This is a genomic window from Leifsonia lichenia, from assembly GCF_054780215.1.
On record NZ_BAAGWT010000002.1, the window covers coordinates 1,027,560 to 1,052,105 of the forward strand.

Consider the following 24,546-nt stretch of genomic DNA (forward strand, 5'->3'; position numbering starts at 1 on the left):
GAACATCGATGACGATCAGCCCACCCGAGACCGACGGTTCCGTGCAGTTGCGCGGCGTCACCAAACTGTTCGGCTCGCAGACGGCGGTCGATCACATCGACCTCGACGTGCACAGCGGCGAGTTCATCTCCCTCCTCGGTCCGTCCGGCTGCGGCAAGACGACACTGCTGCGCATGATCGCCGGGTTCGAGCATCCGGATGCTGGAGACATCCTGGTCGGCGGGGCGAGCGTCGTGAACACTCCGCCGTACAAGCGCCCGGTCAACACCGTGTTCCAGTCGTACGCCCTGTTCCCGCACATGACCGTCGCCGAGAACGTCGCATACGGCCTGCGGCAGAAGCGGGTGCCGCGCGCCGAGATCGCCGGACGGGTGCGGGATGCGCTCGACATGGCACGCATGGGCGGGTTCGCCGACCGGAGCCCGCAGAAGCTCTCCGGCGGCCAGCAGCAGCGCGTCGCCCTGGCGCGCGCACTCGTCAACCGCCCCCGCGTTCTCCTGCTCGACGAGCCGATGTCCGCCCTCGACCGGAAGCTGCGCGAGGAGATGCAGATCGAACTGAAGCTGCTGCAGCGCCAGCTCGGCATCACGTTCGTGTTCGTCACCCACGACCAGCAGGAGGCGCTCTCGATGAGCGACCGCATCGTGGTGATGCAGGGCGGCGCGGTGCAGCAGGTCGGATCGACCGAGTCTGTGTACCTGTCTCCCGCGAACGCGTTCGTGGCCGGGTTCATCGGCAAGCAGAACTTCCTCGACGCGACCGTGCAGCAGGACGGCGTCCTGCTCTCCCCCGACGGACCGGTCGGCTCTGCAGCCGGGCGACCGGATGCGCACGCGGGCGACCGCGTGCGGGTCGCTGTGCGCGCCGAGGCGGTCACGGTCTCCGCCGAGCGTCCGGCAACGAACGCGGTGCGCGGAACGCTGGCCGGGATCTCGTTCCTCGGCGACGTGATCCAGTACGTGGTCGTCACGGCGGCGGGTGTCGAACTGCTGTCGCGGCAGGCTCCAGGTCAGGCCGCACACCTCAGCACCGGCCAGGACGTGTGGTGCGGCTGGGAGGAGACCGAGGTGCACGTGTTCCCCGGCGACGACGCGTCCGAGACCGCCTCCGCATCCGCATCCGCCTCCGACGACGCAGAGGCCGCCTGAGATGGCGGGTCTCGGAGACCGGCGCACGGCCGACGTCGTCGCCCTCATCCCGAAGGCGGGCTCCGCGCGGATCACCAGGCGCGCCCTGCTCAGCGGCTTCGCCGTGACCGCGGCCGGGCTGGCGCTCAGCGCGTGCAGCAGGCAGACCGCGTTCGGCGCATCCATCGCCCCGGACGGGAAGCTGGAGAGCCAGCTCAACGTCTACAGTTGGGGCGACTACGACGACCCGGCCAACATCTCCTCGTTCCAGAAGAAGACCGGCGTGACCGTGCAGCTCGACAGCTACGGCTCCAACGAGGAGATGATCGCCAAGCTCGGCGCCACCCGCGGCACGAGCGGCTACGACATCGTCGTCCCGACCGGCAACTACGTGCCGATGATGGCCGCGAACGGTCTGCTGCAGAAGCTCGACCACTCGCGTCTGCGCAACTTCGGCAACCTCGACCCGCACTACACCGACCAGTCCTGGGACCGCGGCAACGTGTACACGGTCTGCAAGGACTGGGGCACCACCGGGTTCGCGTACGACACGAACGTCATCACCCGCCCGATGACCTCGTGGGCCGACTTCCTCGATGCCGCCCAGAAGGAGGCGAGCAAGAACGTCGCCGTGCTGGAAGACCCGTGGGAGGTGACGAGCATGTACTTCGCCGCCAATGGCATCGACCCGAATACGACGAAGAAGGCCGACCTGGATGCGGCAGAGCAGTACCTGGTGAACACGCTCGCCCCGCACCTCAAGGCGTTCAACTCGACCGCGGTCACCAGCGGCATCCCCGAGGGCACCTTCGCGCTGATCCAGGCGTTCAACGGCGACGCCAGGCAGGGACTGCTCGCGACGGACACCGTCCCGAAGAACTGGAAGTTCGTCTATCCGACGCCCACGGCCAACCTCTGGATGGACACCTGGGCCATCGCGACCGGCGCGCAGCATCCGGATGCGGCGTACGCGTTCATCGACGCGATCCTGGAACCGGACGCCTCGTACCGCGAGGTCGACTACATCGGGTACTCGACCGGCGTGAAGGGGCTGAAGGAGCGGGCGCAGAAGGAGGGCTTCGACCTTCCCGAGCTGGTGTTCCCCTCCGACGAGGTGATCGCGCGGCTCACCCCGGCCGAACTCAACGACGCGGCCGAACGGCTGGTGTCGATCGTGAACCGCATGATGGCGAAGGCAGGCTCGTGATGACAGCGACGGCGACCGCATCCCGGGCCGACGGCGAGCGCGCCGGGGCCAGAAGGGGGAACGGCACGCGGGGGAACGGGACGCGCGGTGACGGTACGCGCGACGCTGGCGGCAGCGCGCCCCGGCAGCGCCGCCCGCTCCGCTCCCGGATCTCAGGGACGACCGTGGCGGGCTTCCCGACCTGGGCGTTCGTGCTGTTCTTCTTCATCGTGCCGCTGGCGCTCGTGCTCTGGTACAGCTTCGGCTACAAGCCCGACCTGTTCTCCGCGCACGCCAACGACAAGCTGTCCTTCGATCGCTACGCGGAGGCGCTGGATGCGACCTTCCTCGGCACGTTCCTGAACACCCTGCGGATCGGGCTGCTCGGCACGGCGATCTGCCTGGTGATCGCGGTGCCGTTCGCATACTGGCTGGCGGTGAAGCTGCGGCCGCAGTACCGGGCGCTTGCCCTGGCGCTGGTGCTCGTGCCGTTCTGGACCAACTTCCTGGTGCGCACGCTCGGCTGGCAGATCGTGCTCTCGCCGCAGGGTTTCCTCTCGGACGCGCTGCAGGGGCTCGGGATCATCCACGGCAACCTCGATGTGCTCTACACCCAGGCGGCGGTGCAGCTCGGCGTGGTCTACAACTACCTGCCGCTGATGATCCTGCCGCTCTACGTCGCGATGGATCGCGCGGGCCAGCCGCTGCGCGAAGCGAGCGCCGACCTGGGCGCCAACCGGGTGCGCACGTTTCTGCAGGTGACGCTTCCGCTTGCGGCTCCGGGGATCGCATCCGGATGCCTGCTGGTGTTCATCCCGCTGATGGGCGACTACGTCACGGCGTCGGTGCTCGGCGGTGCGCAGGGGAACATGGTCGGCCAGCTCGTGGCCAGTCAGTTCAACACCGCGCAGAACTGGGCGCTCGGCTCGGCGATGGCGGTGCTGCTGATGCTGTTCATCGCCGCGGCCGTGATCGTCGTCGGCGGCGTGACCCTGATCATCCGGTTCCTGGTCCGCCGTTCGCGACGGGTCGACCTCACGAAGGGAGCGTCGGCGTGAGCGCGCAGACGGCGACAGAGGCGATGGCCGCAGTCCGCACGAAGGAGTCCGGCGACCGGCCTCGGGTGCGGCACCGCCGCGACGGGGTGCACATCGGGCTGACCGTGTGGGGCGTTCTGGTGTTCGCGTTCCTGTTCCTGCCCATCCTGGTGATGCTGGTGTACTCGTTCAACACCGGCAGGCTGCTGGCGACCTGGCAGGGCTTCGGTTTCGACGCGTACCTGAACGCGTGGGCGAACCCGGTGATCCGGTCGTCCGTGGTGACCTCGCTGGAGGCCGCGCTCGGAGCCGCGGTGCTCTCGACGATCCTCGGCACGCTCGGCGGCCTGGCGCTCGCACGCTCCAGGGCGCGTGCCTCCTGGGTGCTCTGGGCGACGCTGCTGCTCACGATCACGCTGTTCACGCCCGAGATCGTGGATGCGGTGTCGATGCTCCCCTGGTTCGTCAGCCTCGGCACGGACTTCGGCATCGGCGTGTTCAGCAATGGCCTTGTGCGCCTCGTCGTGGCCCACGCTGTGCTGTCCGTCGCGGTCGTGACGTTCATCGTCCGCGCCAGGATGCAGGGCATGGACGAGGCACTCGAGGAGGCGGCCGCCGACCTGTATGCGCCGCCGCTGAAACGCTTCTGGCAGATCACGCTCCCCGTGGCGAGCCCGGCGATCTGGGCGGGCGCGCTGATGTCGTTCACGCTCAGTCTCGACAACACGATCGTGTCCAGCTTCGTGCAGGTCCCCGGCTCGACCCCGTGGCCGGTCTACATCTTCAGCTCCCTCCGTGTCGGCCTGCGGCCGGAGATCGCCGCGGTGTCCGCCGTGATGTTCGTGCTCACCCTGATCGCCCTCGCGGTCGTGGCGTTCGTGCTTCGCCGCAGCGGCGCATCCACGGAGGAGATGGCGAAGACGTTGGCGAGCGCGTGATGGGCGACGCTGCCGGCGGTCTCTCCGCGACGGGACGAGTGGATGCGCTCGCCCTGCCGCTCGCGCACGAACCGGTCCCCGACGCGCAGAGGGTGGCGGGCTCGCCCACGACAGGGCTGGCTTCGCTCGGCACGTTCGGCGACGTGGAGGTGGGCGTCTGGGAGATGACCCCCGGCACGTCGACCGACGTGGAGGTCGACGAGCTGTTCGTGGTGCTCGCCGGGCACGCGACCATCGAGTTCACGGCGACCGGCGACGTGCTGACCGTCGAGCCTGGCGATGTGGTGCGGCTGACCGCCGGCGACGCCACCCGCTGGACGGTGACCCGAACGCTCCGCAAACTGTGGCTGGCCTGATAATCGAGCCGGGACTTATGCACGCTCCGCCCGGCGTGTCGCGTGCATAGGTCCCGGCTCGATGGCTTCGGAGGGGCGGGGCGGGGTCAGCCGCGGGCGGAGCGGGCCAGCAGGGCGGCGTGCAGGGCGGAGAGGGTCTCGCCGTCGTCGAGGTCCATCGCGAGCAGGTCCTCGATGAGGGCGATGCGCTGGTAGAAGACCGAGCGGGAGAGGTGGCTCGCCGCCGCCGCCTTCGTGCGGTTGCCGGGGTGGGCCGCGTAGGCGCGCAGCACGTCGAGGAGGTCGCCGCCGTTGGCGAGGTCGTAGTCGATCAGCGGTCGCAGCATCAGTTCACTGTGCTCCTGCATCCGCGGGTCGGCGCCGAGCGTAGTGACCAGGCGCAGCAGCGGGCGGTGCTCCGCGCGCAGGATCGTCGTGCTGCGGGAGCGCTTGCCGTCCGCGCGGGCGATGAGCTGGCCGGCCTCGGCGATGGACGCCAGCAGGCCGGGGATGCCGGGGGCCTGCGAGCCGAGCGCGACGGTCACCGCCGCGCCTCCGCCCGCTCCGGCCGCGCCGCCCGCTCCGGCTGCGCCCGCCGAGCCGCCAACCGCGCCTGCCGCGCCTGCCGCGCCTGCCGCGCCAACCGCGCCCGCCGCCCGCCCGACCGCCTGCCCGACCGCCGTCAGCGCCGCATCCGTCACCGGCCGCTCCGGGCGCGACGACACCGCGAGCACGAGCATCCCCGCTGCGCGCTCCGGATGCTGAGCCACGAGCACGTCGAGTCCCTGATCGCGGGCCTCGCGTGTGGCGGCGTCGGCGAGCACCGCACCGTTGGCGCCGCCATGCCGCAGCCCGATCACCGCTCCGCTCAGCACGCGGCCGGCGACCGGCAGTCCAGACGCCTCGAAGCGGGCGACCAGCCCGCTCTCGCTCGCGAACCGGCGCCCGAGGAGCGCGCCGAGCAGCCGGTCGTGGCTCTGCCTGGTCCACTCGTCCGCATCCCGGTCGGCGAGCCTGCTGAGCGCGAGGGCGACCGCCGCCTGTTCCAGCACGTTCGAGCGCCCGGCCGGATGCGGGAGCCCGGAGAGCGCGATGAGGTGGCCCCAGCGCATCCCGCGCGCCTCGACGGGGGTGATCAGCCAGCGCTCCTCCCCCGTGCCGCGGTGCGCCTGCCGGGAGCGCTGCTCCCAGTCCAGGAGGGCGATCTCGGCGGCGTCGATGCCGGAGGCGGCGATGACCCGGTGGTTGAGGTCTTCGAGCACCACGGGGGCTGCGAGCGCCCGCGCGGCCTGCGCCACGATGAAGTCGGCGGGGCTCCCGCGCAGGCTGAGCTCGGTGAACAGGGCGTGGATCTCGTCCCTGGCGCGCAGGGCGACCATCTGGTCCGCGATGATGCGCGAGTGCACGGCCTCCGTGATCGCGATGAAGCGCACTTCTCTGTGCAGCACCGCGAACGGCATCCCGGAGGCACGGAAACCCGCCACGAGGGATGCGGGCGGTTCCGGGATCCTGTCGCTCAGTTCGAGCACGAGACCCGCGATGCCTCCCGCCGCCAGACGATCGGCCAGGGCGAGCAGCCCTGCGTCGTCGGATGGCCAGCCGGCGCCGGTGGAGAGCAGCAGCTCGCCTCCGCTGAGCAACCGGGCGCTCTCCGCCGTCTCCGAGACGTGCACCCAGCGCACCGGGCGGTCGAGCTCGTCCTCCCCGGACAGCACCTCCGGCAGGGCCCGGGCGACCTCGTCGAAGCGGAGGACATCCCTGATGGTGGGCAGGACTGCCGACGAGCCGTCCTCCGGACGATCTGTATCGCCTGCGGTCAAGCCCCGACGATCTGGCATCGCTCGCCCGCCTCCTTCTCTGTAACCATTGGGATGCAAGCCTACTGTTTTCATCCGGGCAGTTCGTCCGGCACGCATCGAAGGAGAATGCCCGTGGCCCTCATCCGTCACCTGATCGACGGCGCGGAGACCGGCGAGCCCGTCCGTACCGGTCCCGTCTTCAACCCGGCGACCGGGGAGCAGCAGCACGAGGTCGTGCTCGCCAGCGTCTCCGACGTCGAAGCCGCCATCGCCGCCGCACGCGCGGCCCTGCCCGGCTGGCGCTCGACCAGCCTGACCAAGCGCGCCGACGTGCTGTTCAAGCTGCGCCACCTGCTCACGGAGCGCTCCGCCGAGCTCGCCGCCATCGTCACGAGCGAGCACGGCAAGGTGCTCTCCGACGCGGCGGGCGAGATCGGCCGCGGACTGGAGAACGTCGAGTTCGCCTCCGGGCTCATCAACCAGCTCAAGGGCGAGTACAGCGAGCAGGTCTCCACCGGCATCGACGTGCACAGCGTCAAGCAGCCGGTGGGCGTCGTCGGCTGCATCACGCCGTTCAACTTCCCGGTGATGGTGCCGCTCTGGATGGTCGCGAGCGCCATCGCCTGCGGCAACACCGTCGTGCTCAAGCCCAGCGAGAAGGACCCGAGCGCGTCCGTCTTCCTGGCGAACCTGTTCCTCGAGGCAGGACTTCCGGCCGGGGTCCTCAATGTGGTGCACGGGGACAAGGTCGCCGTCGACACCATCCTCGACAGCCCCCGGGTGGATGCGGTCAGCTTCGTCGGCTCCACCCCGATCGCCCGGTCGATCTACCAGCGGGCGAGCGCCAACGGCAAGCGGGTGCAGGCCCTCGGCGGCGCGAAGAACCACATGGTCGTCCTGGAGGACGCCGACATCGAGGCGGCGGCGGACGCCGCCGTGTCCGCCGCGTACGGCTCGGCGGGCGAGCGCTGCATGGCCGTGAGCGTGCTCGTGGCCGTCGGCGACGTCGGCGACCGGCTGGTCCCCGCGATCGAGCGCCGCCTCGGTTCTCTCGTGATCGGCGACGGCACGGACGCGGCGAGCGAGATGGGTCCGCTGATCACCCGCGAGCACCGCGACAAGGTCGCCTCATACGTCTCGGGAGCCGCTGCAGAGGGCGCGACCGTCGTGGTCGACGGCACGGCCGAGCAGTTCGACGCAGACGGCTTCTTCATCGGCGTCAGCCTGATCGACAACGTCGGGACGGAGATGGCCGTCTACACCGACGAGATCTTCGGCCCCGTGCTCTCCGTGGTCAGGGTCGACACCTTCGAGGACGCCGTCGCCCTCGTCAACAGCAACGTCTACGGCAACGGCGTCGCGCTGTTCACCCGCGACGGCGGCGCCGCCCGGCAGTTCGAGTTCGAGATCGAGGTGGGCATGGTCGGCATCAACGTCCCCATCCCCGTGCCGATCGGCGCGTACTCGTTCGGCGGCTGGAAGAACTCGCTGTTCGGCGACTCGCACATCTACGGGCCGGAGTCGTTCCACTTCTACACGCGCAGCAAGGTCGTGACCACGCGCTGGCCGGACCCCGTGCACTCGAAGATCGAGCTCGCCTTCCCCGGCAACTCCTGAGCAGACAGGACGGACACCATGACCGACACCATCGCATCCACTGCCGCCGCCCGCACCGGGTATCAAGACAGGCGCGGCGTCACGCACTCCTTCGGCGACAGCGACGCAGAGACCCAGGTGCGCGCCGACGACCGCAGCCACGTCTTCCACTCCTGGAGCGCGCAGGCGCAGATCGACCCGCTGCCCATCGCAGCAGGCGAAGGCTCGACCTTCTGGGACTACAAGGGCAACGCCTTCCTCGACTTCAGCTCGCAGCTCGTGAACCTGAACCTCGGCCACCAGCACCCGGACCTGGTGCGCGCCATCCAGGAGCAGGCAGGACGCCTCGCGACCATCCAGCCGTCGATGGCGAACGACGTGCGCGGGGAACTCGCCAGGCGGATCGCCCGCGTCGCCCCCGGCACGCTGAACCGGGTGTTCTTCACCAACGGCGGCGCGGACGCGAACGAGTACGCCGTGCGCATGGCCAGGCGCGTCACCGGCCGCCGCAAGGTGCTGTCGATGTACCGCTCGTACCACGGCGGCACCGGGGCGGCCATCTCCCTGACCGGCGACCCGAGGCGCTGGGCCAACGAGCCGAGCGACCCCTCCGTCGCGCACTTCTTCGGACCGTACCTGTACCGCTCGGCCTTCCACGCCGCCACGCCGGAGGAGGAGACCCAGCGCGCGCTCGAGCACCTGGAGAGCGTGATCGTGCTGGAGGGCGCAGCCACGATCGCCGCGATCGTCCTCGAGACCATCGTCGGGACCAACGGCGTCCTCGTACCGCCTCCCGGCTACCTGGCCGGGGTGCGCGCGCTGTGCGACCGCTACGGCATCGTCTACATCGCCGACGAGGTCATGGTCGGCTTCGGGCGGGTGGGCGAGTGGTTCGCCGTGGATGCGTTCGGCGTCGTCCCCGACCTCATCACCTTCGCCAAGGGGGTCAATTCCGGCTACGTGCCGCTCGGCGGTGTGGTGATCTCGGACAGGATCGCGGAGTTCTTCGACGATGTGTCGTTCCAGGGCGGCCTGACGTACTCCGGGCATCCGCTGGCCTGCGCTGCGGGGGTCGCGACGTTCGAGGTGTTCGAGCGCGACGGCATCCTGGAGCGCGTGCGCGACCTCGGCGAGCGGGTGATCGAGCCGACCGTCACCGGCTGGCTGGACACGCATCCATCGCTCGGCGAGGTGCGCGGACGCGGACTGTTCTGGGCGCTCGAACTCGTGCGCGACCGCGAGAGGCGCGAACCGCTCGTGCCGTTCAACGCTGCCGGCGCGGACGCCGCCCCGATGGCCGAGGTGGCGGCCGCGTGCAAGGCGGCGGGGGTGTGGCCGTTCACCCACTTCAACCGGATGCACATCGCGCCGCCGCTGGTGATCGAGGAGGACGAGCTGCGCCGCGGACTCGACGCGATCGACGCAGCGCTCACCGTGGCCGACCGCCACACGCGCTGACCGGGCGACCGCGCCCATCCACAGCGCGGATCTCCACAGCGTCGATCTAACCACAGCGTCGATCTATCCACAGCGTCGATCTATCCACAGCGTCGATCTATCCACAGCGTCGATCTATCCACAGCGGGGCCCCGGCAGGACGCCGGGGCCCCGTTCTGCGGTTAGGGTTGGGCCATGACCGAACCCGGAGACGGCCGCGTCGCCGTGTACATCGACTTCGACAACATCGTGATCTCGAGGTACGACCAAGTCCACGGCCGCGGCCAGTTCATGCGCGACAGACAGAAGGCGGCCGGCAAGACCGACCCCACCTTCACCGCGAAGCTCGCCGAGGCGACCGTCGACATCGGAGCCGTGATCGACTTCGCATCGTCGTTCGGCACGCTGGTGCTCACCCGCGCGTACGCGGACTGGTCGGCCGCGGTCAACGCCGACTACCGCGGCCAGCTCGTCGGCCGGGCCGTCGACCTCGTGCAGCTCTTCCCCGCCGCCGCGTACGCCAAGAACGGCGCGGACATCCGGCTGGCCGTGGATGCGGTCGAAGACCTCTTCCGATTGCCGGACCTCACGCACGTGGTGATCGTGGCGGGAGACTCCGACTACATCGCGCTCGCGCAGCGGTGCAAGCGGCTCGGCCGCTACGTGATCGGGATCGGCGTCGCCGGGTCCACGAGCAAGTCGCTCGCCGCGGCGTGCGACGACTTCGTGACCTACGACGACCTGCCCGGCGTCGCACGCGTGGAGGACGACGACGCGGACGAGGTGGCCGCGCCGGTCGCCTCCGGCTCGCGCGCCGCCGCCGCTGCGGGCACCGTGGCTGTCGACGCCGCCGCCCCTGCCACTGGTGCCGCCGCGCCAGCGGAGGCCGTCGCCGAGCCGGCCGCAGAGCCCGCCGTAGCACCGAAGAAGCGCCGCTCCACCAAGGCCGCCGCCGCACCGGAGCCTGTCGTGGAAGAACCGGCGGAGGAACCGGGCGAAGACCCGCAGGTCGTCGCCACCCGCCTGCTCGCCCGCGCCATGCAGCTCGGTCACGAGAAGGACGACGCCGAGTGGCTGCACAGCTCGACGGTGAAGGGCCAGATGAAGCGCATGGACCCGTCGTTCAGCGAGAAGTCGCTCGGCTACCGGTCGTTCAGCGACTTCATCAAGTCGCGCAGCACGCTGGTCGAACTCGACGACAGCTCGACGGCGCAGATGCTGCGCCTCGCGCCAACCAGGGCGGCGCGACGCGCTCAGCATTCGGGCCGCGTGTCCTGAGCCAGCACACAGGTCGGGGGAATTGGATAGACGCATGGCACGACGATGGGTTGCGACACGATGGGGTGGACTGGACGGCTGGGAGTTCCAGGAGGTAGACCTCCCGGAGCCCGGCCGGGGCGAGGTCACCATCCGGGTCACCGCAGCCGGGGTGAACCCGGCCGACTACAAGCACGTCTCCTCCCCGCGCGACGGAGTCGACCTGCCTGCACCCATCGGCTACGAGGCGGCCGGGGTTCTGTCCGCGATCGGCCCTGACACCGAGATCGCCTCCGGAGGCGGAGCGATCGGGGATGCGGTCGTCGCCTTCCGCATCTCCGGCGGATACGCGACCGAGGTGGTCGTTCCGGCGAAGGACGTCTTCGCCAAGCCGCCCCGGCTGGAGGACGCCGCGGCGGCGAACCTGCTGCTCGCCGGATCGACAGCGTCGCAGGCGCTGCACGTCATCGGTGCGCGTGCGGGAGAGACGATCCTCGTGCACGGCGCATCCGGCGCGGTCGGGGTGAGCGTGCTCCAGCAGGCGGCCGAGCTCGACGTGCACGTGATCGGCACGGCGAGCGAGGCGCGGTTCGCCGAGGTGCGCCGCTTCGGCGCGACGCCCATCGCCTACGGTCCCGGCCTCCTCGACCGGGCGCGCGAGGCCGGCCACGGTCGCATCAGGGCGGCCATCGACACGGTCGGCACCGATGAGGCCGTGGATGTGTCGCTCGCACTCGTCGCCGACCGCAACCGCATCGTCACCATCGCGGCTGCTGGTCGCGCAGCGCAGGAGGGTTTCCAGGCGATCGGTGGCGCCCAGCCGGAGAGCGCGGCGTATCGCGACAGCGTCCGCGCCGACCTGCTGGCCCTCGCGGGCAGCGGACGACTGCAGGTCCCGGTCGCGCGCACCTACCCGCTCGCCGACGCGATCGAGGCGCTCACCTTCCTGCAGGAGGGTCACCCGGGCGGGAAGATCGCGCTGCTGCCCTGAGTCGGCGCGCCCGCGAGCGCGCTCAGGCGGGCTTGCTCGCCTTGCCGTCGAGCCACAGCGTCTCGGAGGCGTCGCCGTGCGTCCCGTCGTCTCCGACGAACTTCGTGCTGATCTTCGGGCCCTTCGTGATCACATGGACGAGAGCCATCCCGTGCCCCCGGCCCAGATCGAAGTCGGTCTTCAGCCACTCCAGGATCGGGCCCGCCTTGGTGCCATCGCCGAACCCGCGCTCCTTCGCGAGCTCGATGAACTCGCGCGGCGTCTTGCCGGTCTTCTCCTCGATGTTGTCGAGATATGCCTGAAACGACATGTGCTCCTTCTCCCCATCGTCGCGGACGCTATCCGCAGAGTCTAGCGAGGGTCGCGCACGTACGCCTCCGCTTGATCCTCTGGAATGATCACCATGCCGCCGGTGCGCTGACTCGACTGGAGAAGCGCCTCCATCCACTGGTCGTTCAGGGTCGGCGGCCTGCTGCCGGCGAACACGAACGCCATCGGCAGCTCCCGACTGATCCAGAGGCTGACTCTGCCGCCGCCCTGCTCAGGCGGGATCTCCCAGTTCAGCAGGAAGCTCTCGTGTCTGCGAAGCTTGGTGACGATTGCGATCTTGACGTGTGAGAGGGTCCTGTCGTCGAAGTCGTACTCCTCCCCGTAGCCGTAGACCAGTTTTCCCACTGTGCTACTCCGCCCGCTCGGCGCGCTTCGTCCGCGACGCCCGGTACGTGCCCACCGGCACCTCCTCGCGGATCTCCGCTCGCAGCTCGTCCTCGAGCAGCAGCCCGGAGTTGCTGTTCGCCCGTTCGGTGAGCAGCGTCAGCCACTCCCGGTTCAGCTCGGGAAGCTTGGCGTGCGTGAAGACGAACTGGATGCTGATCGACGGGTCGAGCCAGACCGAGCGCAGCGTGCCCTCCGTGCCACCCGACCGGTCGATCCAGAGCAGCAGGAACCCTTCCCTCCGACGAAGCTTCGTCGCGATCACGGCCTGCAGGTGGGCGAGCACGCGATCGTCGAAGGTGAACCCGTCCGTCCCGTCGTAGATCAGCGTTCCCATGCAGTTCCTCTCCGGGGTCCACTTTCGCCTCCACCGGTCTCTGCGTCAAGTCGGATTCCGGTTTCGGCGCTGTGCGCGTTTCCTGCGCACGGCGGCGCGCATCCGGTCGTATGCTCCGCGGCATGGACGCTCTCACGCGAACCATCAAAGCGGCCCTCCTGTACGAGGACGGGGTGACGCTGGACAGCGTCGTCATCGTCCCCCTGATCGGCGGATGCCCACCGGGCGAGATCCGCGTCGCGACGACGTTCGGAGGCGCGCTCGCCTACGACGTCTACGAGCTGGACGACGACGAGGAGTTCTCGTCGATGCCCGCGTACCCGTACAAGGCGACCGTGCCCGTCACCACCGCCGACCTCGACGACTAGCGGCCCGCCGCTCGCTGCAGCAGCGCGCGCACCTCGTCGTCGTACGGCGCGACAGGTCCGTCCACCGGGAGGCCGGGCACGACGGCGCCGATCGGCAGCGCGCTCACCACGGACGGCGCAACGCCCCAGGATGCGCGCCAGCCGCTGATCTGCGCAGCGGACGCCGCGTAGACGATCCGGCCGAGACCCACCCAGGCGTGCGCCGCCGAGCACATCGGGCAGTGCTCCCCCGAGGTGTACACGACCGCGCTCGCGCGGGCATCCTGGTCCAGGTTCCTGGCGGCCCAGCGGGCCAGCTCGAACTCGGGATGCATGGTGTCGTCGCCGCTGTTGACCCTGTTCCTGTCCTCGGCGAGCACCGTTCCGTCCTCTGCGACCAGCACGGACCCGAACGGCTCGTCGCCCGCATCCAGAGCCTCGGCCGCGAGCTGCACCGCCCTGTCGATGTGGCGGGTGTCGTCGTCGCTGATGGTCATGCCCACACGATAGCCCGCCGCGGTGCGCACGGGCGGGCCGACCGGTCGCGCAGGGCACTGGCCGCCCCGTCGTAGGCTGGTCGGCGTGACCGATGCCAAGCGCCCCGGCGCCGCCGTCGCAGCGCTCAGCGTCGGGACGCTGCTCAATCCGCTGAACTCGTCGATGATCGCGGTCGCCCTGGTCTCGTTGCAGCACAGCTTCCGGGTGGACATCGCGACGGTCACCTGGGTCATCACCTCGTTCTACCTCGCGTCGGCGGCGGGGCAGCCGCTGATGGGGCGCTTCGCCGACCGGTTCGGCCCGCGGCGCCTGTTCCTGTTCGGGATGCTCGTGGTCGTCGCCGCCTGCGCCCTCACGCCGTTCGCGACCTCCTTCTTCGCGGTGTGCGCCGGGCGGGTGGCCCTCGCCGTCGGCACGGCGACGGCGTTCCCGTCTGCCATCGCGATGCTGCGGTCGATCGCGGCAGGGGCGGGAGCGGCGACGCCCAGGCTGCTCGGGCGCATCCAGATCGCCAACACGTCGGGGGCGGCGATCGGGCCGGTGCTGGGCGGCGTGCTGGTGACCTTCCTCGGCTGGCAGGCCATCTTCTGGGTGAACGTGCCGATCGCCATCGCCGCCTTCGCCGGGGTGTGGCTGTTCGCGCCGCGCGACCCGGAGCGCGTGCGCGCGCCGCTGCGGCAGGTGGTCGCCGAGTCGGACGTTCCCGGAATCGTGACGTTCGTCGCGGCGCTCGCGACGATGCTCGTCTTCCTGCTCGACCTGCGGCCACAGCCGCTGTGGTGGCTGCTCCCGGTGAGCATCGCCGCTGCCGCGCTGTTCGTCTGGCGGGAGCTGCGCACTGCGCATCCGTTCATCGACCTGCGGCTGCTCGCCGCGAACCGCCGGCTGCTGATGGTGTACCTGTGCTTCGCCATCTTCAACGTCGTCTACTACTCGGCGTTCTTCGGGCTGCCGCAGTTCCTTCAGGAGCACGGCGGGTACTCGGCCGGGATCACCGGCCTGCTGATGTTCCCGCTGGCGGCGGTGACCATCGTGGCCACGCCGTTCGCCGCGCGCGCGATCGAGCGGGTCGGGGTGCGCACGACGCTGCTCTGGGGCGCGTCGGCGCTGATCGTCGGAGCGGCGCTGCTCGCGGTCGGCGCGGCGACCACGGCGCCGGTGGTCGTTCTGGTGCTCACGGCGGTGCTCGGCGTGCCGTACTGCGTGGTCAGCATCGCGATGAACCAGGCGCTGTACGCTGCGGCCCGTCCGCAGGATGCCGGCGTCGCGGCCGGGATCTTCCAGACGGCGCGCTACGTCGGCGCGATCGTGGCGACCACGATGCTCGGCCTGCTGTTCACGGGCGGCACCACCGCATCCACGTGGCTGGCGGCGGTGGGGGTGGCGACGGCGCTCGCGGTGGTGCACCTGGCGCTGCTCGTCTTCGTGCGGCCGCGACGACCGCAGGAGCCGTCGGCCGACACGCCGCCCACTTCTCCGTAACGACGGAGAACGCGGCCCCCGGACGCGCATCCTCCGTCGTTACGGCGACCGCGGCGGGCCGCGTCGCGACTCCTTCCGGACGGAGAATGTGGCGGGCTGTGACCGTAACTCCTTCGTTACGGAGAAGTCGGCGGCGTGTCGGCCGGACTCTCCGTTCGGACGGAGAGCACGGCGACGGCGTCACAACTCCATGTCGGCGGCGAAGACCAGGCGCTGCTCCCAGACGCGGCCGTCCGGGTAGACGCGCTGATCCTCCGGGGCGGGCGGGTCGCCGGGGAACCGCTCCCACTCCTCCACGTGGATGCGCCAGCCCGGGTTGTGGCCGGGTCGGCTCAGCGGCACCACCTCGCCGGCGTCGAGCTCGCCGACCCAGGCGCCCTCGAACGCGTTCGCGCCCGTGCCGCGCAGCACCAGCTCCTCCGTCGCGACGGTGCGCCAGCCCAGATCGCCGCCGATCGCGGGATCGACGGTCTGGATGCTCGCCACCAGCAGCCGGTTCTCGTCCACCGGCCGCGCGAACGCGCCCTCCAGCCCGAACCGCGGCGCCGTGGTGTCCCGGGTGAGGCCGCGCGTGCCGCTGACGACCACGCGCACGTGCGTGTCGTCCGTGCGGCCGACGCTCGCGATGCGTTCCGGCGTGAGCTGCACGAAGTCGCAGCGCACAGGAGAAGAGAGGTGCTCCCCCGCGACGCTGTCGGGCTGGTAGCGGGCAACGGCGAGCCGAACGAACGGCCAGAACGCGGTGCCAGGGTCGATCGCGATGTCCACGTACCAGAGCTTCCGTTCCGCGCTGTACTGCGGACGGTAGCCGACCGCCAGCACGTTCCTGTCGGCGACCCCTGCCGGCAGCGGCAGCGAGACGGCGGGTGTCGCCGGGCGGCCCTGAACGGGCTCGTCGTCGATGCCGGAGGAGTGCAGCAGGTCGTCGAGCTGCACCGTCTTCAGCGGCCGGGCGGCGACGGGAGCGCTCACCCAGAGCGGGTCGCCACCCCACTGGCTCACGTACGGGAAGCCGGTCCCCGGGTCGTCCGGCGGCTCGCCGAAGACGTCGTCGCCGTTCGCCGCGAGCAGCACGGCGAGCAGTTCACCGTCCCCGCTCGAATACCAGGGACGCTGCAGGTAAATGCGCACCCCGGCCTGCCTGGTGACCCTGCGCGCCATCGGCTGCTCCGGCTCGACCCCCTCGTTCCAGCGGAACAGCGGCAGCACCGAGTGGATGACCGGCGCGGCAGGGCGAGCGCTCGACGGCACCGACACCTCCACTGTCTCCCCGATCACGCTCGCCCCGTCGTCGAGCGGGTTCGCGGGGTCGCCGCGCAGCAGTTCGGGGGCGAAGTACTCGCGGAAGCGGGTCGCCGCGCGGAAGAAGTAGGACACGCGGCGGTGCTTGGTGTCGGCGAAACGGTGCGTCGACTCGTGGGTGCGCAGTGGTCCGTAGCCCGGCAGGGTGATCAGCGCGTCGTGCCCGGCGAGCACGGCGATGTCCTCGTCGGGGAGGATCGGCGTCGTGAACGCGATGGCGTCCGTGTGGGCGCTGGACGGCGCATCCTGAGTGATGTCGTCGACCGGCTCGTCCCACGACGCCTGCGCCGTGATGCTGTCGGTGCTCTGCCCGTCGATGTCGACGCCGCCGAACAGGAACGACGCGGTGTCGCCCGGCAGCCGAAGAGCGTGCAGCACGGTCGGCCGCGGCGCCTCCAGCGGCCGGGGCACGGCGTGCACGAAGGTCAGGTCCTCGAACGGCGTCAGCCCCCACAGCCACCCGTCGACGGCGGCCTCACGGACCTCCGGCGTCTGCTGCAGCACCGTGGCGAAACTGCGCCAGATGCCCAGCCAGTCGAGCCGCGCACGCACCAGGCTGCTCGACAGCCGTGCCCGCTGCACATCGCCGGGAGGCAGCACGAACCGGATGCGCCTGCCCGCCACCGCGGAGTCCAGCACATCCCCGCCCTCCAGCGCCAGCAGGAACGGCTTCCTGTCCGGCCAACCGCCCGGGTATGCGGCGGTGAACCCCTCCGTGCCGAACGGGAAGCGGATGGTGCGCCCCGCCCCCGCCTCGGGGAAGACGAAGCTGACGCCGTCCGCGATCGGGTCCGGCAGGTACGGCAGCTCCAGCTCGTCCACGTCGTGCACCACGTACTGACCAGGCGCAGGCGCATCGCCCGGCCGGAGCCGCAGCGCTTCGACGGACGGGTCGGGGTCCGGCAGTTCGCCCGGCCGGAGCGGCAGCATCCTGAGCCCGTTGGCCGGGGACGGCACCGGCTGGCTGCCGTCCGGTTCGAGGGTCTGGCTCAGCAGCGCCATGCCAGGCTGCGGGATGCGCGCCCCCACGGTCGCGAGGTCGGCGACGTCGATGTCGAAGAAGCTGCCGTTCTCGCGCAGGATCGCGGCGAGCGCCGCGCGCTGGGCCGCCGCCTTATCCGAGCCGATGGCGGCGTCGAACTCGCCGTGCTGCTCGGCCTGGATCTGGCTGGTCTTGGGGGCGGTGAGGTGCCGCTCGGTGTCTGCGGCGTAGCCGAGGGACGCGTCGACGCTCGCCGCATAGGCGGCGGGGTCGGTGACCGTGACCGCGAGGGTGTCGGGGTCTTGCGTCACGCCGGAGCGGATCACGAGCACGCGCAGCGACTCCCCCTCTGTGAAACGGCGGCGAGGGACGAGCGCCGGGGACGGGATGGGGTCCCAGCGCAGGAAGGGAACGAGCGGGGTGACCTTCTTCATAGCTGCGAGCACGGCCCCGGCGACCAGGGCGGGGTCGAGTGCCCCTCCTGCCGCGCGCTGGAACTCCGGCTGCCCGCGGAGCTGCGCGGCTGCGACGGCGGTGAGGCTCGCGGCGTCGCGCGTCGATGTCGGCTGGGCGAACGGGATGGCCGGGTCGACGACGGCGGCGGCGAATGCGGCGTCCACCAGGCTGCGCCGGTCGGCGGCCGCGGCCCTCGTGACCGCTGCGCTGACCGTTGTGGCTCGCGCCACGCCCGTCCCCTGCGCCCTGGCCCTCACCCGTCCGAGCAGGCCGTCGATCACCGCGGCGGGCGGCTCGGCGGCGAACACCGAGCGCAGCGTTCCCGCCGCATCCACGGCGTCCGCTGCGCCGTTCGCGGCCGTCGCGCCGTTCGCGGCTGTCGCGCCGTTCGCGCCCGTCGCGCCGGTCGCGCCGCCCTGTCCCCCGACCACCGGAGTCTCCGCCGCGACCCGCGCCGCATCCTCCGCAGCGATCCTCGCCTCGTGGAGCGCCGCCGTCCCGTCGCGCAACCCGGAGAGCACCGGCCCGATCGTCGCCCCCGGTGCGTCGAACAGCGGCGGCGGCGCGGTCTGCAGCCCGGCCAGGATCGCCTCCGGCGGCGGTCCAGGCGGCAGCGGCTGCGGATTCAGCTCGTCGGCGCGGGTGTTTCCCGCCAGGTCCACCTGCCAGGCTCGGAACGCGTACGAGCGGCCGAACCGCAGTCGCGGCAGCGTCCCCGGCGCCACCCGGTTGACGAACCGCAGGGGATGCGTCGGGTCGGGAACGTCGTCCGGCACGTCCTCGACCACCTCCACCGTCTGCTCGCGCCCGTCGACCATCTGCTGCTCGTTGCGCACGCGCTTGCCCGGCCGAGGGGCGGACAGGCTCCAGCCCTCCCAGCCGAACACGGCCTCGTGCACGTTGACCGGGTTGGCTGGGTCGCCTGGCGTCTGATTGGCGGCGGTCCCCTGGATGAAGCCCTGCTCCGCCAGGCCGGTGAAGACCGGCGTGTATGTGCCGTCGTCGTGCCTCGCGGCGACATCGGCGATCCTCGCGTGCAGCGAGGACCAGGTGCGCACGGTGTCGTCCCAGACCTCCACGCGCATCCCACGGGTCACCTGCTCGGTGAAGAGGTCGGGTACGGGGGTGGTCTCGAGCGCTGCCTGGTGGGCCAACTGGTCCTTCGCGCTCTGCGCCTCCTCCGCGCGGGAGACGGTGAGCCCGCTCGCACGCATCGCCGGTGTCGCCGCGTTGACCGGGTCGTCGTTGTCCTGCACGTGCAGGAGCCTCGGCAGCGTCCAGACGAACCGCTCGGTCTTCAGAGCGGTGCCGTCCGCATCCAGATCGAGCACGGAGAACAGGCTGTCGTCGCCGAGAGCGAGCGACCCGTCCAGCCAGTCGCCTGTCTGCGCGACCGTCACGAATGTCCCGTCGCCCAGCGCCCGCACGAAGACGTGCGTCGGGCGGCAGGCCGCCGCGCTCCCGTTCAGGGACACCACGGCGGTGAGCCAGCGCGATTTCAGCAGCCGCGACGGGTCTGTCACCCGCAGGTCGATGACCAGCCCGGTCTTCCGCAGCAGCGCGGCGTGGTCGCCGATCGTGCCGACCCGCGCGTGGAACTCCGGTCCCTGGCGCGGCAGCCCGGTCGGCTGCGTGTCCGGCACCTCCTGGTACGGCTGTTCGGACTCCGGTCGCTCGTAATAGCGCCTGGCCCTGTGCAGTTCGCCGAGGGCGCGCAGGAACCAGTCCTCGTTCGCGGCGATTCTGCGGGAGACCTCCTGCGGCTCAGCATCCGTCTCGACGATCTCGTCGAGGAACGCGGTCAGCCTCGACTCGTCGAACTCCAGGTTGCGGCGGTCGGGCAGGTCGTGCCTGGGCCAGCGCTGCGTCATCTCGAGCGCCTGCTCTGCCAGGGGATGCGCGGACGGCGCCGGCGGGCTCGTCGGGTCGGACAGCACGGTCGCCAGGTGCACCAGCTTGCCGATGTCGTGCACCGAACGGGCGGAGAAGCCGCGCCACCTGTTCTGGTCGAGCCGAGGAACGGGGTTGCCCGACACCGGGGTGTCCGGAGGGAAGATCGTGTCCCAGACCGTCACATCCGGCGCCACCTCGGCGGCCGTCGCCACCGTTGCGGCGAGCGCTCCGTTGTCGTCGGCGAGTTCGATCGTCGCCCCATCGAGCACCAGCGCCGCCCAGTGCGGGAACAGGGCGAAGGTGTCGAGCCGCGCGGACGCCGCATCCGGCACCAGCTTCGGACTGATGAACACCGACACGTGCGCGTCGGCATCCTGTCTCGTCGACCGCGGCAGCACGGTCGTCATGAACGTCTCGGTGCTCATGCCGGCACCCCTTCCGATCCGAACGCTTCGCAATAGTCGGCCCACGCTGGCGAGTCGCCGTCCGGCTCGCACATCACCTCGCGGAAGCTCGGGTCGCCGTTGGACCCGGCGAACTGACGCTCGGCGCTGATCTGCACGGACGCGGAGAAGAACAGCACCTTCACCTGCACGGTGATGGTCGCCCTTCCGATCATCTTTCCGGTGTTGAACTGGTAGACGAGCTCCATGTAGAGCTCGATCGAGGCGGAGATGAGCCCGAGGACATCCACCTCTCCGCGCAGCCGGAAGTACCCGGTGAGCGAGCCCTTGTCGGTTTCGAGCCGGATGTAGATGCCGATCATCGCCGAGATCGAACCGGATGCGACCCCCAGGTCGACCGCGAGGCACGCGCCGGCTTCGAGACCGATCTCCAGGATCTCCAGCTTCTTCGGCCCGATGCGCATCCCGAACCAGCCGCCTCCGCCGAGGAACACGACGGCGAGGGTGAACGGGCGCTCCCTGGTGCAGAAGTTGAACCCGACCGTGACGCTCTTGCCGAGGAACGGCACCTGAACGTCCGCGCCGAGCGACATGTTCGACAGGCTGAACACGCCGATGGCGACGTTCGGCAGCGCGAGCGTGAAACCGGCGCTCAGCCCGGACGGCGAGACGTCCAGGAACGGCGGGTCGGAGAACCCGTCGAACGGGATCAGCTCTTTGATGACCTCCACGAACGAGAGCAGCCCGACGAACTTCAGGTCGCCGAGCACCACATCCACGTCGGTCTTGCCGTTGGAGCCGGCCTTGAACGACATGTGTTCGAACGGCACCCGGATGAGCGGTGCGCCCGGCAGCAGGTTGAGCTGGAACTCGCGCAGCTCGGCCAGCACGTCGACCGTCATGTCGCCTGTCGCGCTCGCACGGCCGTCGATGGCGATGACCAGGCTGTCCTTCTGCAGGCTCAGGATGGGGTCGGCGCCCGCCGGCCACGACTTCATCTCCGGCGTCCACTCGAACCGGAACCGCACCTGCGGGGTGTCGGAGGCGAGGCCACGGAGGAAGTCGACGGCCTTGAGCGCCGCATCCACGTCGGCGACGACCGGGTCGATGGCCTTCTTCAGCGAGGTGAGCTGGTTGCGGGCGAAGACCGGAAGTCCGTCGATGGCGAGCGCGCCGTCGAGGGCCGTGCCCACCTGGCCGATCGTGCCCTGGAGCTGCGCGGTGGTGACAGTGGGCGGGGAGGCGACGGCTCCGGCGAGCTGGCCGGGGAAGTCGGTGACCAGCGCGACGATCGCGTCCTTCGCCGCCACCACCTGGTCGCGGACGGCGGTGGCTTTTGCGACGGCGTCGTTCGAGCGGTCTGCGGCCTTGTCGACGGCGAGCTGCGCATCCCGGACGGCCTGCTCGACCGCATCCCGCAGCCGTTGCACGTCGTCGATGAAACCCTCGATGAGCTGCACGGCCTGCGAAACCACCTTCGGCAGCTTGAGCGGCTCGCCGGTGATGGCCTCGATCACGTCCACCAGGTCGACCAGGCCGAACAGTTTCGGCAGGGCGCCCTTGAGGTAGGCGATGGGGTCGAAGTCCTGATGGATGGCGTTGTCGATGTCGCCGACGGGACCGGAGAGCGCGGAGACGCCGCGGATGGGCAGGTTCGGCGCGATGAAACCGCCGCCCTTGTCCGTGCCGCTGGTCGAACCGGAGCCGCCGAACGACAGCGACGGTAGCGGGATGCCGTGCTGGACGAGGTCGGGGAAGTCGGCGGGCGTGATGGTGCTGTCGTTTGCGAGCACGTTCGCCCACACCTGGCCCGCATTGCCGGCATCCAGCCCGGTGGAGAGGAACTGCTTGGCGTACGCGACCGGCAGGCTCGGCGTCGCGGAGAGGTGCTGCACGGCGGGCAGCACGACATCGGCCGAGCTCATCGTCGGTGTGGACGAGCCGACCACCGGCGTGCCGAGCAGCCGGATGGTCTGCGTCTCCGCCTGCGCATCTCCCGAACCGGTGGCCGGGCGCGGTGCGAACGCGACCCGCTGGCCGTTGGCAGGAACTTCGCGGTCGGGGTCGTTGTCGTACTTCGCGTGGATCACCGTGGCGAAGTCGGGCGGTTGAACCGACTCGCTCACCCACAGCATCGGGAAGCTCAGTCGGATCGGCTGCGTATCGCGGTCGACGGTGTTCACCACCCAGAGGAATCGCTTGCCGCCGATGGTCGGCCAGAACGACGAGTTCTCCGCCGCGCCAGGGTCGTCGATCACCGGCGTCACGGACGGCTGCAGCTCGATGGATGCGAACGGGAAGTCGCGCTGACCGCTGTAGCTGCGCGTCCGCTCCAGCAGCACGATGAACTTGCGCTGGTACAGCCCGGCGACCGACCCTCCCGTGGCCGCCTTCATCTTGCGTTCGGTCACCTTGATGAGCGCCGCCTTGTGGCCGAGGGGGAACAGGTAGCCGGGGTAGGCGACGCGGACATACTGGTCGCGGCCGAACGGAGCCTGGTGGTCCCAGGCGAGCACGGAGGCGAGCCCGGCCAGCGAGTACGGCAGGGTCGGCCACGCGCCGTGCAGGTCGAGCGTCGCGCCGAGCCCGGACAGCCACAGCGCCTTCGCGCCGACCGGGATCGGGTCGATGCGGCTGCGTCTGTTCTTCGCCAGCCACGACTCCGACGTCTGCCGCACCAGCCGGTGCCGGTCTGCGGCGTTCAGCGAGGCGCGAAACGGCGAGTCCCCGCCGAGCGGCGGCACGGTGAACGCGCCCCCGGCCTGGTCGATGGCAGCGGACTGCCAGTCCGCTGCGCCGACGCTGTCGCGGTCGCGGGTCCAGATGGCGCGGACGACCCGATGGTCGGCGTCGCGCTCATCCGGTGCGGCAGGATCGTCGGAGGCCACGCCGAGCCGGGAGTGCCACAGTTCGACGAACCCGGGCGCGGTCGCACTCGGCACGGGTGAGACGGCGTGGGCCCAGCGTCCGTCCGCGGTCGGCGAGATCATCAGCCGGAAGGGCGCTTCGATGGCGGTCTGGCCCGCATCCGGTTTGTCGCTGAGGATGGGGCGCGTGCGCGGGAGGTTGCCGATCCCGCCGAACTCTCCCCGGCCGATGGGGCCGATCGGGATGGCGGCCGCCAGGCTGGCGTCGAGCCCGCCGAGCTTCACACCGTCCGACACGACGGGCCGCACGGCGGCGACGGATGCGCGCACCTGACCGAGCACCTTCGCCGTGGAGACGAGGTTGTCCAGGGTGGCTGGCCCTGCGACCTTCCGCTGCTGGGCGGCGGTCGCGGGCTCCAGGACGACGCCGCTGCCGGTGAGCGTGGCGATGATGCCCTTGCCGACGACCACCCGCTGGTGGAAACCTCCCGCTCCGGCGTTCCCCTGGTTCGCCGCTGCCGGGTTGTCGCCAGGGTTCCATGGCGACGGCGCGGTTCCGGACGGCGCGGCCAGCGGATGCAGCACCGGCGTCAGCCGGGTCATCGCCGCCAGTATCCCGGCGGAGGTGAACGGGATGCTCTCCCCCTGCGGCACGGAGAACACGAGCCGCGAGCCGCGAGCCGGCCGGTGCCCGACGATGGGATGCACGGTCGCCCCGGCCGGGGACGGCGTCGCCGTGTCCGGGATGGGCTTGCCGGTGACGGGGTCGACGATGAGCGCCGGCGGGCCGGTGGGCGCCTCGTACAGAGCCTCCTCGTGCAGGTGCTGGAACGCGAAGTCGACGGTCATGGTTGAGGCTGCGTCGGCGGCCCCCGCCGCTGGCGGCGCTGCTGGCGGCGCAGCTGGATCGGCTGCGGGCGCGGGCGCGGTCGCGACCGGCGTGACGGTGGGATTCGCGCCGTCGGTGAGCGTGCATCCGGTGAAGGTGACCGTGAGGGCGACCAGGTCCTCCGGACGGATGATGTCCGCCACGATCGTGGCGCGCGCGTGCGGGCCGCGCCCCGGCAGCACGGGGCGCACGCCGCCGAACGGTGGGGCGCCGGGGAAGCGCGGGATGCCGGGACTCTGGCTGGGGTCGGGACCGCCGAAGGCAATGCCGGGGTGGCCGACCAGCCGCCAGGACGCCGCGAAGCGGAGGCCCGTGGTGGCCGGGGGCGTCTCGGGTGCGGCGTTCGCCGACGCCCTCCGGCCGCGCGCGGCGCCGGCGTTCGCGGTCCCGGCGTCCTGGGCGGCCGCAGCCGCTCTCCCGGACCCGGCCGCCGCTGCCGGTGCGGCCCCTGCGCCGCCCGTCGCGCGTTGTCTGTCCTGTCGTTTTCTGTTGTTCTGCCCTGCAGCCATGAGCTCACCGTTCTCATCGAATGCCTTCGAGAGCAGGGTGTCCGATCCAGCCCGGCGGGTGGATTCATGCCGCTGACGGGGAAATTATGCTCCGACTACGGCCGACGCGCCAGACTTTTGTGGGCCGGGTTTTTGCGTGTCCGGCTTCTGCGTGTCCGGCTTT

The 24,546-nt window shown here is 70.8% G+C and carries 18 protein-coding genes; 11 read left to right on the plus strand and 7 right to left on the minus strand.

Annotated elements, in window-relative coordinates; all coding sequences use genetic code 11:
- Positions 1–8 precede the first annotated feature (8 nt).
- From ACYVGI_RS09420 to ACYVGI_RS09440, 5 genes are read left to right on the plus strand one after another with little or no spacing between them, the layout of a single operon-like run.
- Positions 9–1,148 (plus strand): ABC transporter ATP-binding protein, encoded by a 1,140-nt coding sequence (locus ACYVGI_RS09420; protein ID WP_460632330.1) that lies wholly within the window; start codon positions 9–11, stop codon positions 1,146–1,148.
- Position 1,149: 1 nt separating this feature from the next.
- Positions 1,150–2,334 carry a polyamine ABC transporter substrate-binding protein gene (locus ACYVGI_RS09425; RefSeq protein ID WP_460632331.1) on the plus strand — a complete coding sequence of 395 codons (1,185 nt, stop codon included), beginning with the start codon at positions 1,150–1,152 and terminating at the stop codon, positions 2,332–2,334.
- The gene (locus ACYVGI_RS09430) at positions 2,334–3,371 is read left to right on the plus strand and encodes an ABC transporter permease (protein ID WP_460632332.1); all 1,038 of its coding nucleotides are present in this window, start codon (positions 2,334–2,336) and stop codon (positions 3,369–3,371) included. Before ACYVGI_RS09425 ends, ACYVGI_RS09430 begins: the two co-directional genes overlap by 1 nt.
- Positions 3,368–4,288 (plus strand): ABC transporter permease, encoded by a 921-nt coding sequence (locus ACYVGI_RS09435; protein WP_460632333.1) that lies wholly within the window; start codon positions 3,368–3,370, stop codon positions 4,286–4,288. The genes ACYVGI_RS09430 and ACYVGI_RS09435 overlap by 4 nt, the downstream gene beginning before the upstream one ends.
- Positions 4,288–4,644 (plus strand): cupin domain-containing protein, encoded by a 357-nt coding sequence (locus ACYVGI_RS09440; RefSeq protein ID WP_460632334.1) that lies wholly within the window; start codon positions 4,288–4,290, stop codon positions 4,642–4,644. Before ACYVGI_RS09435 ends, ACYVGI_RS09440 begins: the two co-directional genes overlap by 1 nt.
- An 86-nt stretch (positions 4,645–4,730) precedes the next feature.
- Here ACYVGI_RS09440 and ACYVGI_RS09445 read toward each other — a convergent pair whose 3' ends face one another.
- Complete coding sequence (locus ACYVGI_RS09445; protein ID WP_460632335.1) at positions 4,731–6,443, minus strand: PucR family transcriptional regulator; 1,713 nt, start codon at positions 6,441–6,443, stop codon at positions 4,731–4,733.
- Between the two features lie 111 nt (positions 6,444–6,554).
- On the opposite strand from ACYVGI_RS09445, the gene ACYVGI_RS09450 reads away from it, so the two are divergent.
- The 4 genes from ACYVGI_RS09450 to ACYVGI_RS09465 all read left to right on the plus strand — a co-directional run bounded on the left by ACYVGI_RS09450 (position 6,555) and on the right by ACYVGI_RS09465 (position 11,703).
- Positions 6,555–8,039 (plus strand): CoA-acylating methylmalonate-semialdehyde dehydrogenase, encoded by a 1,485-nt coding sequence (locus ACYVGI_RS09450; RefSeq protein ID WP_460632336.1) that lies wholly within the window; start codon positions 6,555–6,557, stop codon positions 8,037–8,039.
- Between the two features lie 18 nt (positions 8,040–8,057).
- On the plus strand, positions 8,058–9,476 hold the full coding sequence (locus tag ACYVGI_RS09455) for an aminotransferase class III-fold pyridoxal phosphate-dependent enzyme (RefSeq protein WP_460632337.1): 1,419 nt from the start codon (positions 8,058–8,060) through the stop codon (positions 9,474–9,476).
- A 174-nt stretch (positions 9,477–9,650) separates the two neighbouring features.
- Complete coding sequence (locus tag ACYVGI_RS09460; RefSeq protein WP_460632338.1) at positions 9,651–10,733, plus strand: NYN domain-containing protein; 1,083 nt, start codon at positions 9,651–9,653, stop codon at positions 10,731–10,733.
- 34 nt (positions 10,734–10,767) lie between these two features.
- Positions 10,768–11,703: an NADP-dependent oxidoreductase gene (locus ACYVGI_RS09465; RefSeq protein ID WP_460632339.1), complete on the plus strand. Its 936-nt coding sequence runs from the start codon at positions 10,768–10,770 to the stop codon at positions 11,701–11,703.
- A 22-nt stretch (positions 11,704–11,725) separates the two neighbouring features.
- Here ACYVGI_RS09465 and ACYVGI_RS09470 read toward each other — a convergent pair whose 3' ends face one another.
- Genes ACYVGI_RS09470 through ACYVGI_RS09480 form a run of 3 tightly spaced genes read right to left on the minus strand, consistent with a single transcriptional unit; the run spans position 11,726 to position 12,754 of the window.
- Positions 11,726–12,013: a DUF4287 domain-containing protein gene (locus tag ACYVGI_RS09470; protein WP_460632340.1), complete on the minus strand. Its 288-nt coding sequence runs from the start codon at positions 12,011–12,013 to the stop codon at positions 11,726–11,728.
- Positions 12,014–12,054: 41 nt separating this feature from the next.
- The gene (locus ACYVGI_RS09475) at positions 12,055–12,378 is read right to left on the minus strand and encodes a DUF7882 family protein (protein ID WP_460632341.1); all 324 of its coding nucleotides are present in this window, start codon (positions 12,376–12,378) and stop codon (positions 12,055–12,057) included.
- 4 nt (positions 12,379–12,382) lie between these two features.
- On the minus strand, positions 12,383–12,754 hold the full coding sequence (locus ACYVGI_RS09480; RefSeq protein ID WP_460632342.1) for a DUF7882 family protein: 372 nt from the start codon (positions 12,752–12,754) through the stop codon (positions 12,383–12,385).
- A gap of 122 nt (positions 12,755–12,876) precedes the next feature.
- On the opposite strand from ACYVGI_RS09480, the gene ACYVGI_RS09485 reads away from it, so the two are divergent.
- Positions 12,877–13,122, plus strand: a complete 246-nt coding sequence (locus ACYVGI_RS09485) for a hypothetical protein (RefSeq protein ID WP_055896531.1) — start codon at positions 12,877–12,879, stop codon at positions 13,120–13,122.
- Here the strand turns inward: ACYVGI_RS09485 and ACYVGI_RS09490 are convergent.
- The gene (locus ACYVGI_RS09490; RefSeq protein ID WP_460632343.1) at positions 13,119–13,598 is read right to left on the minus strand and encodes a nucleoside deaminase; all 480 of its coding nucleotides are present in this window, start codon (positions 13,596–13,598) and stop codon (positions 13,119–13,121) included. The genes ACYVGI_RS09485 and ACYVGI_RS09490 overlap by 4 nt on opposite strands.
- An 85-nt stretch (positions 13,599–13,683) precedes the next feature.
- Between ACYVGI_RS09490 and ACYVGI_RS09495 the strand changes: the two genes are divergently transcribed.
- The gene (locus ACYVGI_RS09495) at positions 13,684–15,081 is read left to right on the plus strand and encodes an MFS transporter (protein ID WP_460632344.1); all 1,398 of its coding nucleotides are present in this window, start codon (positions 13,684–13,686) and stop codon (positions 15,079–15,081) included.
- A 180-nt stretch (positions 15,082–15,261) separates the two neighbouring features.
- On the opposite strand, the gene ACYVGI_RS09500 is transcribed toward ACYVGI_RS09495, so the two are convergent.
- Positions 15,262–20,139: a hypothetical protein gene (locus ACYVGI_RS09500; protein WP_460632345.1), complete on the minus strand. Its 4,878-nt coding sequence runs from the start codon at positions 20,137–20,139 to the stop codon at positions 15,262–15,264.
- Positions 20,136–24,383, minus strand: a complete 4,248-nt coding sequence (locus tag ACYVGI_RS09505; RefSeq protein ID WP_460632346.1) for a hypothetical protein — start codon at positions 24,381–24,383, stop codon at positions 20,136–20,138. The genes ACYVGI_RS09500 and ACYVGI_RS09505 overlap by 4 nt, the downstream gene beginning before the upstream one ends.
- Positions 24,384–24,546 lie beyond the last annotated feature (163 nt).